Raw genomic sequence first — 13182 nt, forward strand, 5'->3', positions numbered from 1 at the left:
CCTTCCTGCCGAGCCGGTCAGGACGAAGCGGCAGCCGGCACCACCACGCCCGGCAGCTCCCCGTCGACATAGGCCCGCCACATCACCCGCCGCCGCGGCTTGCCGCTGGTGGTCCGCTGGATGGTCCGGCGCGGCACGTCGAGCACGACCCCGGCCGAGCCCTCGGCCACCCGCCGCACCACCTTGCGGGCCCCGGCCAGCCATTCCGGCTCGCCCTGCTCGATGACGACCACCGCCGTCGCCCCCTGCGCGGAGGCTCCCAGCAGCACTGCGAGCCGCGTCCGGGGGATGCCCTCGGCGACCAGCGCGGCCTCCACGTCCTCGGCGAAGACCGTCCGGCCGCGCACCTTCACGCTGTCGCCGAGCCTGCCGATCACGTACAGCTGGCCGCCGCGCAGGAACCCGGCGTCGCCGGTGTACAGCGCCTCGTCCTCGAACCGCGTCGGGGAACCGGTGCCGGCGGCGGCGACGTAGCCGGCGGTCAGCGAGGTGCCGCGCACCACGATCTCGCCGAGGCGGTCCTCCGGCAGCGGGACGCCTTCGTCGTCGACGACCGCCACCTCGACCCCGGTCAGCGGACGTCCGCATCCGACCACCTGCTGAAGCGAGTCCTCGTCGTCATCAGGGGACGGATCCACGGGGCTGCCCACCGCCAACGTCCGGGCGTCCACGGCGGCCGTGCTGAACTCCACATCCAGCGCCAAGCCGGTCACCGCCAGCGTCGCCTCGGCGATCCCGTAGGCCGGAAGCAGGGCCCTGCGATCGAACCCGCACGGCTCCAGCAGCGCCGTGAACCGGTCCAGCACCGCGGCGTCGACCCGCTCGGCGCCGACGATGACCGCCCGCCACTCTGACAGGTCCAGCCCGGCCAGCGCCTCCGGCTTCACGCGCCGCGTGATGTGCTCCAGCCCGAAGTTGGGCAGCGCGGTCAGCCGCGCGCCCGGGGCCGAGGGGCCACGGTCGAAGCAGCGTAGATACCGCGCCGGGTCGCGGACGAACCACTCCGGCCCCAGCAGATACAGGTCGCTCTGGTTCACCACCGGGGTCAGCAGGCAGCCGATCAACCCCATGTCATGGTGGATCGGCAGCCAGGAGGCGGTCGGGTCCTCCGGCGTCATCGCCAGCCACGCGCGGATCGCCGCGACGTTGGCCTCCAGCGAGGCGAACGGGACCGCGACCCCGCGCACCGTGCCGCTGGATCCGGACGTGAACTGCACCAGTGCCGTCTCGGCCCGCTTCACCGCCGGGATCCCGGCCGTGTCTTCGATCCCTGAGATCAGGTCGTCCACGGTGGTGACCTGGATCCCGGAATCGGCGAGCAGCGCCAGGAGCGGCTCGCGCAGCTCCGGCAGGGTCACCGCGGCGACCGGCCGGGCCGCGGCCGCGACCGCCTGCACGTGCGCGGCATAGCGCTGCGCGTCGTGGAACAGCAGCGGCGGCGCCACCGGGCACGGCACCGCCCCGGCGGCCATGACGCCGAACAACGTGGCGGCGAACTCCGGTCCGGAGCGGTGCACGATCAGCACCCGGTCCCCGGGCCCGACCCGGGCGCGCTGCAGGCCGTGCGCGACCCGGCCGGCGAAGGCCGCCAGGCCGGGGTAGGACCACGTGTCCCAGCCGTCGTCGGCGGCGAAGCGGACGCCGTGGCCGGGATGCGGTTCGTCGAGCCATGCGAGCAGCGGGATGGTGGCCATTGACCCAGACTCCTCGGTCGGTGAGACCCTAGGGCCGCCGCTGCACCGGATGCAGCGCTCCGCCCAGGGCGAGGATGACGCAGTGCGCTCGTGAGGGGCAATCACCGCATTGGAACACCAGGAGCGGGAGTTACGTGTGAGCACCGAAACAGAACTCGTCGACCAGGACACCCGGGCCCGGATCCGCTCGATCATCGTGGAGCTGGCACCGGAGCCCGATGGCGCACGCACCGACGGTGCCACGCGGCTCGTGGAGGACCTCGCCTACCACTCGCTGGCCCTGCTCGAACTCGGATTCACCTTGGAGGACGAGTTCGACCTGCCGCCCATCGACCAGGAGCAGGTGCAGCACATCACCACGGTCGAGGAGATCGTGGAGCTGGTGCTGGGCCTGCTCCCGTCGGACTCGGACAGCGAATAGCGCGACCGGCACGATCAGCTGCGATTGCTGCGGTCAGTTGCGATCAGCGCCATCAGTTCCCTGACAGCACGTCCCGGCCGGCTGCGGCCCGCGCGGCCAGCGCGACGTAGTCGGCCAGCAGATCGGCGGCCCATCGGCGCTCCAGCCGGGCGGCGTTGAAGAAGAACACCGCCCGGATGGCGCCGAATCGCTGGTAGAGCTGGAACTCCGCTTCGAAGCGGGTACCGAGGTTGTCCACCACGACCGCCTCGGCCGCCGCCCCGGCCACCGTGCGCGGCACGTCCTGCTGCGGGATCATCTGGAACATCACGTCGTCGGCGCGGCGGTCCGCCTCCTGGAACGCCGCGGCCGGCAGCAGCTGGTAGGGCAGCCCCTGGTGCACGTAGGCGGCCATCACCGTGTCATGGGCCCGCCGTACCAGGTCATCGAACCCTGATTCCCGCCCCAGCCGGGTCCGCAGCACCAACATGTTGGCCAGCAACCCGACCGTCTCCTGAGCCCGGGCATCGCCGCGGTTGGCCATGAACGAGGCGACGGCCAAGTCGTCCTCGCCGGTGGCCCGGTGCAGCACCGCGTAGTAGAGCGCGAGCATGACCGTGGGCAGCGTGGTGCGCCGGGCGCGCGCCACACGCTGAAGGGCGGCCACCGTCTGCGCGGAGATGTCGGCGCTCACGCTGCCGTCCACGCGCGGGGTGCCGGCCGGCGTCGGCCGCAGCGGGACACCGGGTGATTCGGCCCCGGTGAGCTGCCGCTCCCAGTACTCGTGGGCCGCCTTGGCCCGCTCGCCCCGCAGCCAGTCGTCCTGCCAGGCGCAGAAATCCGAGTACTGCCATCCCAGCTCCGGCAGCGGCGGCCGGCCAGCGTCCGTCAGCAGGCTGAGATCGCGCAGCACCAGGCCGCAGGACCAGCCGTCGGTGGCGGCGTGGTGCATGTTGAAGCACAGGACGTGGTCCTGGTCGTCCAGCCGCCACAGCGTGGTGCGCGTCGGCCATTTCTGCACGTCGATGGGTTCGCCGATCTCGGCCAGCACGGCGTGTTCGACCGTGGTGGTGAGGTCCACGACCGGCATCGGCGCGGCCTCCGGCGCCGGATGGACGTGCTGCGCCAGGCGCCGGCCGCGGCCGGACACCGTCGTGCGCAGGCTCTCGTGCCGCGCGGTCAGGGCACTGAGTCCCTCGGCGAGCAGGCCGTGATCCAGCGGCCCGCGCAGCCGCAGCACGATCGGCACGTTGGCCGCGCCCTGCTCGCCCCGGAATCGTTCCAGGACCCACAACAGCCGCTGGCCGACCGACGCCGGGAGGTCTCCGGCCGGCCCGGCTACCGCGGCCACACCGACACCGGCTGACTGCTGAAGCCACGCAGGACCAGGCTGTCCCGGCGCACCGCCGAGCCCCGGCGCGCGATCCCGCCGGTGGCCTCGACCAGCGCCCGCACCGCAGCTGTAAGTTCGAGCCTGGCCAGCTGCGCGCCGAGGCAGTAATGGTGTCCGAAGCCGAAGGCCAGATGCGCGTTGGAGGGGCGGTCCAGGCGGAACTCGTCGGGCTCGGCGAACACCTCGCCGTCCCGGTTCGCCGCGCCGAACAACACCAGCAGCCGGCTGCCCGCCGGCAGCGCGACGCCGCCGAGCTCGACCGGCTCCGTGGTGGCCCGCCACAGGCCCTGCACCGAGGTGTCGAAGCGCAGGGCCTCCTCCACCACGGCCGGCGCCAGGCCCGGGTCGTCCCACAGGCGCTTGGCCGCCTCGGGGAACGTGAGCAGCGCGTCGACCAGGTTCGTCAGCAGGTTGGTGGTGGTCTCGATGCCCGCCACGAGCAGGAAGACGCAGAACGCCAGCACCTCGTGGTCGGACAGGACCTCGCGGTCGGCGGCGGCCAGCCGGCCGAGCAGGTCAGTGCTGGGCTCGCTGCGACGCCGGGCGATCTCGCGCCGGAAGTAGCGCAGCATGTCATAGCCGCGGCCCAGCGCCGCGCGGGAGTCCTCATCGCCGCCCGGGGTGCTCAGGTCGTCGGTGACGGCCGAGGCCCATTCGCGGAACGTCGCGCGCATCTCGGTGGGCACCCCGAACAGCTCGGCCAGCACCAGCACCGGTAGCGGAGCGGCCAGGTCGTGGCAGACGTCGAACCCGCCCTCGCGGTGCTGGCGCTCCAGCGCGTCGGCCACGACCGACCGGGCCGCCTGCTCCACCAGCGGCGCCAGCCGGGCCAGGCCGGGCCCGCGGAACGGCGCCCCGACGATCGCGCGGAACGCGGTGTGCGCGGGAGGATCGGTGGCGATGAGCACCCGGACGCCCGGCGCGCCGATGCGGTAGTCGACGGTGCGGGTGCCATGCCGGCCGGGCAGCGCCGCCATGCCCAGGCGCGAGGAGTACCGGCGCGGATCGCTGAGCACGGTGACGATGTCGGCGTGCCGGGTGACCGCCCACAGATCGTGCTGCGGGATGTACTGCACCGGCGAGTCAGAGCGCAGATGTTGATACCGGGGATAGGGATCGGCGATGGTTGCGGCGTCGTCGGGATCGAACGGACACGACGCCGGCGTTTCGGACGCCCCGCGGGTTGGGTCCATAGCGCGACATTGCACGACAGTGCTTTGTTTAGTCGAGCTCGTCGAAGCCGTGCTTGCCAGCGCCTTCTCAGGGCCTTCTCAGGGAGTTGCCGATGAATCAGCCCGACGTCCTGGACCGGCGACTCGCCCGGCTCCCCAGGTCAGTCCTGCACGCCGTGCACCGCCAGGTCGAACAGGCCACGCGGGCCGGCCGGGACGTGCTCCAGCTCCACGTCGGCGAGCCGGCCTTCGGCGCGCCGGCGGCGGCGCGCGCCGCGCTCGTCGCGGCCGTGGCCGACGGCCGGACCGGATACACCAACGCCGAAGGGCTGCCGGAGCTGCGCGAGCGGCTGGTCCGGCGGCTGGCCGAGGCCGACGGCGTGGCCACCGTCGCCGACCGGGTCATAGTCACCCCGGGCTCCTCCTACGCCCTGGCCGCGATCGCCATGGCGGTCTGCGAGCCCGGGGACGAGATCCTGCTGCCGGAGGTCTTCTGGCCGATCTACATGCAGGGCGCGGTGGTGGCCCGGGCCACGGTGCGCACCTACTCCCTCGGCGCGGGCTACCGCATCGAGGCCGACCGCATCCGCGCCGCGGTGAGCCCGGCCACCCGCCTGGTCGTGGTGAACTCCCCGGCCAACCCCACCGGCGCCCTGGCCGACCCGGCCGAGCTGGCCGAGATCGCGCGCTGGGCCCGGCAGCAGGACGTCTGGCTGATCGGGGACGAGGCGTACGAGCAGTTCGTGTACGACGGCCACCACACCGCCCTGGCCTCCTACGAGCGCGACGTCCCCGACCGGGAGCGCCGCGTGTTCTCGGTGCACACGTTCTCCAAGGGCTACGGCATGACCGGCTACCGCATGGGCTACGCCGCGGCCCCCAACGACGTCACCGCCGCCACCCTGCGCCGGGTCTGCGAGGGCACGGTGATCGCCCCCTCCACCCCGGTCCAGCACGCGGCCCTGGCAGCCCTCGACGACGAGGAGATGCCCAAGGAAGCACACGCCCACGTCCGCGCCGTCCGCGACGCCGCCCTGACCGCCGCGGTGGACGAAGGCCTGCTGGAGCACCTGCCCCCGGCCGGCTGGTACGCCATGGTCGACGTCTCCGGCACCGGCCTGACCTCGGCGGCCTTCGCCGACCGGCTGCTGGCCGAGCACGCGGTCGCGGTAGCCCCCGGCGCCACCTTCGTGGCCCCCGAAGCCCCCGACCCGGGCCGCGTGCGCGTCGCGTTCTGCGGCGACCTGGACGCCACCGTCGAGGGCATGCGCAGGCTCCGGCAGCTGACCGCCGAGCTGCGCACCGAGCGGAACGGCGCCTGAGGACGATGGCCGGATACAGCGAGTACCTGAAACTCGACGAACTGCTGACCCTCCAGCAGCCCCGCAGCCGCAGCGGCCGCACCGAACTGGCCTTCATCCTGGTGCACCAGGTCTGCGAACTCTGGTTCAAACTCATGATCACCGACCTCGGCCTGGCCATCGGCGCCCTCGACGAGGACGACCCGGCCACCGCCCTGCGCTGCCTGAGGCGCGTCCACGAAGTGGAGCGGCTGCTGATCGAGCAGCTGATCCTGATCGACCACCTGGAACCCGGCGGCTTCGCCGACATGCGCCCCGCCCTGGGCACCGCCTCGGCGGCGGAGTCGCAGCAGTTCGCGACGATCGTGGCCCTGTCGACCTCGACCCGCCGCACACCCCAGGCCCCGAAGCGCGTCAGGGACCTGTGGAGCGCCTTCTGCGACCACCTGGAGCGCGCCGGCTTCGACATGCCGGCCGAGACCTCCGAGGCGGCGGGACAGCACCGTATGAGCACGGTGGTGCGGGTCTATCGCGAGGAGCGCGGGCTGCTGGCAGAGCTCTGCGAGGCGCTGCTGGACCACGACCACGCGCTGGTGACGTGGCGGCACCGGCATGTGCTGGCGGCGGCACGGCACATTGGGGAGAACCCGGGGACCGGCGGGACGGACGGGGTCGCGTACTTGCAGCGCAGCCTGAGCCGGCGGCTGTATCCGGAGCTGTGGAGTGCTCGGACGAGTTTTGAGGCGACGGTTCCGGTCTGAGCTAGGGCATGAAGGCATGAAGGCATGAAGGCATGAAGGCATGAAGGCATGAAGGCATGAGGGAATGGCCGGCGCTGGTGGGCGCCGGCCATTTTCATGTGCGGCTGAGCTGTGGGGGAAAGGCTTTTTTGACGGCTTCGCGCGGGTTGAAGACGGATCCGTTGGTGGCGCGGTTCGGTGGCGCGTCGGGTCGGGTGTCGGCGGCGGTGGTGTGGTCAGGTGGTCAGGTCTACTGCCACAGTCAAGAGCAAGAGCGAAAGGCAAGGTCAAAGGCTAAAGGCGCCTCCGGCGGCGCCTGCGCGGCGAGCGGCCTCGCTCCGGGGAGGGGGGTTGCGCTGCCCGCCGGCGGTCGTTGCTTGTGGTCGCCTCTGTCCCGGATTCCCCGTCGCATCGTCGCCTAAAGGAAGCAGACCGGCCCGGTCTACTTGGCTGCGCCCGCCGACGCGACGGGGAATCCGGGACAAACCCACCTGTGGGAAGGGTCCCCGCACCTCACGCACAACACGTCACCGCCGCGTGTGCGTTGCGTAGTGGACCCCGTCCACTAAGCTCTTGACCTTGCCTTTCGCTCTTGCCCTTGACTGTGGCTTTTGACTGTGGCGGTAAACCCGACCACCTGCCCACACCACCGCCGCCCCCACTCGACCCGACCCACCACCGAACCGCGCCACCAACGGATCCCGTAAACCATGCGCGAAGCCGTCAAAAAAGGCCTGTCGCCTGTAAACCCACAGGCGAACCGCACCCCGACGCGCCTACTTCACCGCGACGATCAGCGAGTCCGGATCCGCCAGCGGCTCCACCCGGCACTCCGAGAACCCCGCATCGCTCAGCCAGCCCAGACAGTCCGCGGCGCTGAAGTTGAAGCCGCCAGGTGTGTCGACGAGCATGTTCAGGCTCATCAGGAGGCTGAACTGGTTCGCGGCCCGCTCGTCGTCGATGAGCGCCTCATATATAAGGAGTGTCCCGCCGGGCGGAAGCGCCTCGTAGGCCGAGGCGATCAGCCGCTTCTTCTCGGCCAGGTCCCAGTCGTGCAGGATGTGGCCCATGATCAGCACGTCCGCCGTCGGCAGCGGGTCGGCGAAGAAGTCCCCGCCCTCGAAGCGCACGCGCTCCGCCAAGCCAGCCTTCGCGATCGCCGCCTCGAAGGGCTCGCGGACCGGGGGCAGGTCGAACCCGATGCCCTGAAGGTGCTTGTGGGCCTTGGCGATGTGGATCGGGACCACGCCGGAGGCCGTCCCGACGTCCGCAAAGCTCTGATAGTCCTTCCACGGGAACCCGCGGGACAGCGCCATGGCGACCCCTGCGCTCGCCCCGGCCATCGACTGCAGGAACGTGTCCCGAACATCCTGCTTGCTGTAGATGGCGTTGAAGACGTCGGCGCCCTCGGCGGCCCCGTCGTACTGCGGCTCGCCGGTACGCAGCGCCTCGGTGAGGTGGCTCCAGGCCCCCCACAGTCGCGGCGCGGCCATGGCGAACGAGGAGCCCACGAACAGCGGCTTGGTGCGGTCCAGGAACATCCTGGACTCGCGGGTGTTCGCATACCGGTCGTCGGCGTCGCGCGTCAGGAATCCCATGGCGACCAGTGCGTCCAGGAAGTTGCGTGCCCCGCGCGGATGCAGCTCCAGCTGTTCGGCCAGGCTCTTGTAGTCGCGCGCGCCGCCGGCCAGAACCGTGAAGACATCGAGCTCGATCGCGCTCATCAAGGTGCGCGAGGCCCAGTAGCCGGTCGCGACGTCCAGAATGCGGCTCACTGCTCGGCCACCGCCTCGATCACCGCGATCATCGGTGTCGGCACGATCCTGCGCAGCCGCAAACCGGCCCCGGCGAACAGCGCCTGCAACTCGTGCCGCCCGCGCACCCGGCCCGTCCCGAGGACCAGCATCTTCAGGTCCATCAGCCGGCCCATCTCGAACGCCGCCCCCCGCCGCCGCACCGGCTCCAGCAGGAGCACGCGGTCATCAGCGCCCATCCCGGCCCGCACCGTACGCAGGATCCGCGTCGCCGCCTCGTCCTCGTAGTTGTAGATGATCCGCTTGAGCAGATACGCCCCGCCGCGTCCCGGCGGGACCTTGTCGTAGAAGCTGCCGCCGACCACTTCGCAGCGCTCTGCGACGCCCGCCGCGGCCAGCACCGGCGCCGCCGCCCCGACCACCTCCGGCAGGTCGTAGAGAACGCCGTGCAGGTTCGTGTGGCGTGCCAGCAACCCGGCCAGCAGCGCCCCGTTCCCGCCCCCGACGTCGATGACCGTGCCGAGCGACTCCCAGTCGTAGACCGGCAGCACAGCCCGCAGCTCCAACTCCGTGAACGCGGCCATCAACTCGTCGAAGATGCGGGCGTCGGATGGGCGTGCGGCCAGGTAGCTCCAGAACTCCTCGCCATGCACCAGGTCGAAGGCCGGTCCGCCGGTGCGGACGCTGTCGCCCAGGTGGGCGAAGGCCAGCACGTCCGCGTCGACCGTGTGGAACAGCTTCCGGAACGACAACGGATGCCCGCTGCGCAGCAGCTCGCTCATCGGCGTCAGCCCGAAGACCCCCGGGGCGGTCTCGGCGAAGATGTCCTTGCCGGCCAGCGCCCGCAGCATCCGGTGCAGCGCGTCGGGATCGGCGCCGGCCCGCCGCGCCAGCTCGGCCGCCGGCAGCGGTCCGTCGGCCAACAGGTCGGCCAGCCGCAGATCGGCGGCCACGCTGATGGCGAACGGGACGATGATGTCGGCCAGCTCGAACAGCCTCAGCATGGTCGCCTGGTCGGTCTGCCCGATCAGGTCGGACTGGGTAGCGGTCATCGGCTCGCCTCACTCACCTTGTCGGAGATCGTCGGCGCGCCGCCGGCGCGTCAGGGGCGCGTCAGCGGCGCAGTGCGTGGAAACGGTGCAGCATCGACGGCGGCGGGAAGGTGATCGCCAGGACCTCGTACGAACCCAGGCCCGCCTTGTCGGCCCAGGCGCGCACGTTCGCCTCCGTCAGGATCGTCCCGGATCCGTCGCCGGCGGCGGCCATCGCCACCGGCAGGTTGAACAGCGGGCTCACCGAGGCGAACATCTCCGCCGGCGTGCCGCGGTTGGTCATCGGGTCGTCCGAGGCCGAGGACTCCACACACAGCAGCAGCCCGTCGGCCTTCAGCGCCCGGCCCATCGCCGTGAGCGCGGGTACCGGCTCAGGGATGTCGTGCAGGGTGTGGAACAGGTAGACGAAGTCGTAGCGGTCCTGCTCGTGGATCTCATCGGCGAGCTGCACCCGGAAGGCGACGTTGCTCAGCCCGCGCGAGGCGGCCAGGGCGCGCGCCGCCTCGATGCTCGCGGCGTCCGCGTCGATCCCGACGACCTCGGCCTTCGGGAACAGCCGGGCCAGTGTCGCCGTCGAACGTCCCCGGCCACAGCCGACGTCGGCGATCGCCGCGCCGGGTGCGGAGAGCTTTTCCGTAAGCCCGGGAATGCTTTGCAGCCATCCTTCGAGGAAGTACTCGTGGATCGGCGCCCACAGGCGCTCGACTCCCACGGTCACCTCTTCGCCGCTGTCGGCGTACCCGATGCCCTCGCCGGAGGCGAAGCACTCCATGAGGCGCGGGACGTTGCGGGTCACGCCGTAGGCCAGCTGGTAGGCGCCGACGCTGAAACCGGGGCTCTCGGGATCGCCGAAGAAGAAGATGCCTTCCTTGGTCAGCCGGTAGCGCCGAGCCTCGCTCCCATCGGCGGTATCGGCGGCATCCGCGGCATCCGCATCGACCGTCTCAACCTCGACGTACCCGGTCGCCACCAGCGCGTCGGCCCACTCCCGGACATACCGCTCGTGCAGCGACGTCACGGCGGCCAGCTGCGCGCCGGTCGCCGGTCCGTGGTCGGCCAGTGCCTCGAAGAGCCCCAGCCGGTCCCCGATGACCACCAGGGCCGCGACCTGGGCTCCGGTGACATGGGAATAGATCCGGTTTCCGATGGCGATCATCTGCTCGAAGTCGAGCTCTGAGATATCGACACGGGCCATGGACCCTCCTTGGTCGGTGGTTTCGAATGCTCGCACCGCCCTGCTCAAGGGGTCAACGAGCCATACGCGCCGCCCTCTCGCGCGCCGTGCTATGAACCCCGCATGGGAGATCTGCAGCACGACACAGCGGTCGAACCCCTGGAGCCGGGCCGCCTCACGGGCCGTTTCCGCGCCGAGGTGAGCCCGGACTGGGATCTGTGGGGCCCGGTCGGCGGCTACCTGGCGGCGATCGCGGTGCGGGCCGCCGGCGCCTCGACCGAGCTGGCCCGGCCGGCCAGCGCCGCCTGCCACTATCTGGCCCCGGCGCGCTTCGGCCCGGTCGAGCTGACGGTGGTTACCGGACGGCGCTCGCGCCGTGCCGAGTCGCTCAGGGTCCTGATGACGCAGCGCGACTCGCCGGTCCTCGAAGTCCTCGTCTGGGCAGTCGCCGACGACCTACCGGGCCCGAGTGCCGGCTGGGTCCCGGCGCCGGCCGCGCCGCCGCCGTACGAGCTCTCGGTGTTCGACCCGGCCCAGGACCTCGGCGGCGATCCGACGGCGCTGACCCCGTTCTGGAAGAACGTGGAGATCCGGCAGGTCTTCCTGCCCGGCGAGAGCCGCGAGCCCGGCGGCGAGCCGATGCTGCGCTCCTGGGAGCGCTATCTGCCGCAGTCCGCGTGCGGCGACCCCTGGGCCGATGCCGCCCGACTGCTCATCAGCGCGGACGTGTCGATCTATCCGGCGATCGCCAAGGGCTTCGAGGCGCCCGCGTTCATCGCCCCGAACCTGGATCTGTATGTGGCCTTCCATGCCCCGCCGCCCACCGACGACCACCTGCTCATCGAGACCCGGGGCAGCGCGGCCGGCGGGGGACTGGTCAGCGGCCGCACCCGGATCTGGTCTCCGGCCGGCGATCTGGTCGCCAGCGGGACCTCCCAGCTGCTGTGCCGCATGTTCTAGGCCTTGTCCGAGAAGCTAGGCAGAAACCAGACCGCTGAGACGCTCGGCCACCATCACGGTGGTCAGGTGCGTGGGAGCCCGCACGGTCCGCGGCATGACCGAGGCGTCGGCGACGATCACGCCCTCCACCCCGCGCACCGCACCGTCCGGATCGAGTACCGCCGCGTCGTCCGATCCCATCCGGCAGCCGCCGGTCGCGTGGTGATAGGGGACCAGGGCGCGGCGGAGCAGCCGCGGCAGATCCGGGTCCGCCAACGCGTCCTCGACCGGCGTCGTGGCCAGCCGCGCGGGCCCGGCCATCACCGCCTTGAACTCCGGATGCTCAAGAATCCGCGCCGCCTCCCGCAGTCCGGCCGTCATCCGGTCGACGTCGGCCGAAGCGGCCAGCATTCGGAACGCCACCTCCGGCTCCGCCGCAGGATCTGCGGACCGCAGTCGGATGCGTCCGGTGGAACGCGGATCCAGCAACGCCGCCATGACACCGGCCGCCGAACCCGACGGATCGCTGACGTAGAGCTGGAGATCGTTGTCTGGCGCACCGCAGGCATGGGAGGAGAAACGCAGAGCACAGTGCCCCGGAGACGACTGCGCGGCCGACGACACTTCTTCAGCAGCCGGGAACCTCAGCCACACCGTCGGATGGTCCTGCAGATGCAGCCCGACCCCGGGAACATCAGCGACGACCGGCACACCCAGCGACCGCAGATCACACGCCGGCCCGATCCCCGAGCGCAGCAGCAGCGCCGGCGAGTGCACGGCGCCGAGACAGACCACAGCGCGGTCCGCGCGCACCAGGGTGACTCCGTCGGCGTCCGCCAGATCGACCCCGACGAAGCGGTCCCGATGGAACCGCAGCCGCACCGCCAGCGTGTCGGGCCTGATGCACAGGTTCGGGCGGCCCCGGGCCGGCTCGATGTAAGCGTCCTTCATCGACACCCGCATCCCGTCCCGCCGGTTCCACGTCACCGGTGAGACCCCGGTGCTGCCCGGGGCGTTGATGTCAGGGTACTGAGCGTGGCCCAGTCCGGCGGCCGCCACCGCGAGCGCGTGGCTGGCCGTGCCCCAGTTCCGCCGCGGCGACCGGGACACCGGTACCGGGCCGCCGACGCCGTGGCCGGGCTGGTCGCCGAAGTCGGCGTCGTCCTCCAGGCGCTGGAACACCGGCGCGACCTCGGCCCAGGACCAGCCGGGCACGTCCCACCGGTCGAAGTCGTCCGGCAGCCCGCGGATCGCGGACTGCCCGTTGATCACCGAGCTGCCGCCGATCCCGCGCCCGCACAGGTACGGCCGCTCCGGCCCCGCCTCGGTCAGCAGGGCCCTGATGTTCGGCCAGCGCAGCTGCCGCAGCGTCGCGGCCCGCAGGAAATCCGAGCCGCGCACCGCTTCCGGCGTCTCGGCCGCCGGGTAGTCCGGCCCGGCCTCCACCAGCAGCACCCGGCGTCCCGGGTCCTCCGACAGCCGCGCCGCCACGACCGCGCCGGCCGTGCCGCCGCCCAGGACGACGACGTCGAACCCCTGCCGCGCGGCCATGAGGATCCCCTC

Annotated in this window: 11 protein-coding genes; 4 read left to right on the forward strand and 7 right to left on the reverse strand. The window is 71.7% G+C overall.

All coding sequences use genetic code 11. The features are described from left to right. Positions 1-17 precede the first annotated feature (17 nt). Positions 18-1694, reverse strand: a complete 1677-nt coding sequence (locus tag ABH926_RS16475; protein ID WP_370366463.1) for an AMP-binding protein — start codon at positions 1692-1694, stop codon at positions 18-20. 136 nt (positions 1695-1830) lie between these two features. On the opposite strand from ABH926_RS16475, the gene ABH926_RS16480 reads away from it, so the two are divergent. Next, positions 1831-2115 (forward strand): acyl carrier protein, encoded by a 285-nt coding sequence (locus ABH926_RS16480; protein ID WP_370366464.1) that lies wholly within the window; start codon positions 1831-1833, stop codon positions 2113-2115. A gap of 52 nt (positions 2116-2167) precedes the next feature. Here ABH926_RS16480 and ABH926_RS16485 read toward each other — a convergent pair whose 3' ends face one another. Together ABH926_RS16485 and ABH926_RS16490 are read right to left on the reverse strand one after the other, a co-directional pair. Beyond that, a complete protein-coding gene (locus ABH926_RS16485) occupies positions 2168-3445 on the reverse strand; it encodes a condensation domain-containing protein (RefSeq protein WP_370366465.1) in 1278 nt (425 codons plus the stop codon). After that, positions 3433-4680, reverse strand: coding sequence for a cytochrome P450 (locus ABH926_RS16490; protein ID WP_370366466.1), 1248 nt, complete (start codon positions 4678-4680; stop codon positions 3433-3435). Before ABH926_RS16490 ends, ABH926_RS16485 begins: the two co-directional genes overlap by 13 nt. Positions 4681-4772: 92 nt before the next feature. Between ABH926_RS16490 and ABH926_RS16495 the strand changes: the two genes are divergently transcribed. Both ABH926_RS16495 and ABH926_RS16500 read left to right on the forward strand, forming a co-directional pair. After that, positions 4773-5981, forward strand: a complete 1209-nt coding sequence (locus tag ABH926_RS16495; RefSeq protein WP_370366467.1) for a pyridoxal phosphate-dependent aminotransferase — start codon at positions 4773-4775, stop codon at positions 5979-5981. 5 nt (positions 5982-5986) lie between these two features. Next, positions 5987-6721 carry a tryptophan 2,3-dioxygenase family protein gene (locus ABH926_RS16500; RefSeq protein ID WP_370366469.1) on the forward strand — a complete coding sequence of 245 codons (735 nt, stop codon included), beginning with the start codon at positions 5987-5989 and terminating at the stop codon, positions 6719-6721. A 755-nt stretch (positions 6722-7476) separates the two neighbouring features. Here ABH926_RS16500 and ABH926_RS16505 read toward each other — a convergent pair. The 3 genes from ABH926_RS16505 to ABH926_RS16515 all read right to left on the reverse strand — a co-directional run bounded on the left by ABH926_RS16505 (position 7477) and on the right by ABH926_RS16515 (position 10701). After that, positions 7477-8475, reverse strand: a complete 999-nt coding sequence (locus ABH926_RS16505) for a methyltransferase (RefSeq protein WP_370366470.1) — start codon at positions 8473-8475, stop codon at positions 7477-7479. Beyond that, on the reverse strand, positions 8472-9506 hold the full coding sequence (locus tag ABH926_RS16510; RefSeq protein WP_370366471.1) for a methyltransferase: 1035 nt from the start codon (positions 9504-9506) through the stop codon (positions 8472-8474). Before ABH926_RS16510 ends, ABH926_RS16505 begins: the two co-directional genes overlap by 4 nt. A gap of 61 nt (positions 9507-9567) precedes the next feature. Continuing rightward, positions 9568-10701, reverse strand: coding sequence for a methyltransferase domain-containing protein (locus tag ABH926_RS16515; RefSeq protein WP_370366472.1), 1134 nt, complete (start codon positions 10699-10701; stop codon positions 9568-9570). Between the two features lie 102 nt (positions 10702-10803). Here ABH926_RS16515 and ABH926_RS16520 point away from each other — a divergent pair, with 102 nt between their 5' ends. Then, on the forward strand, positions 10804-11640 hold the full coding sequence (locus ABH926_RS16520; protein ID WP_370366473.1) for a thioesterase family protein: 837 nt from the start codon (positions 10804-10806) through the stop codon (positions 11638-11640). Between the two features lie 15 nt (positions 11641-11655). On the opposite strand, the gene ABH926_RS16525 is transcribed toward ABH926_RS16520, so the two are convergent. Beyond that, positions 11656-13170 (reverse strand): GMC family oxidoreductase, encoded by a 1515-nt coding sequence (locus ABH926_RS16525; RefSeq protein WP_370366474.1) that lies wholly within the window; start codon positions 13168-13170, stop codon positions 11656-11658. Positions 13171-13182: the final 12 nt, after the last annotated feature.

The organism is Catenulispora sp. GP43, from assembly GCF_041260665.1.
Classification (GTDB): domain Bacteria; phylum Actinomycetota; class Actinomycetes; order Streptomycetales; family Catenulisporaceae; genus Catenulispora.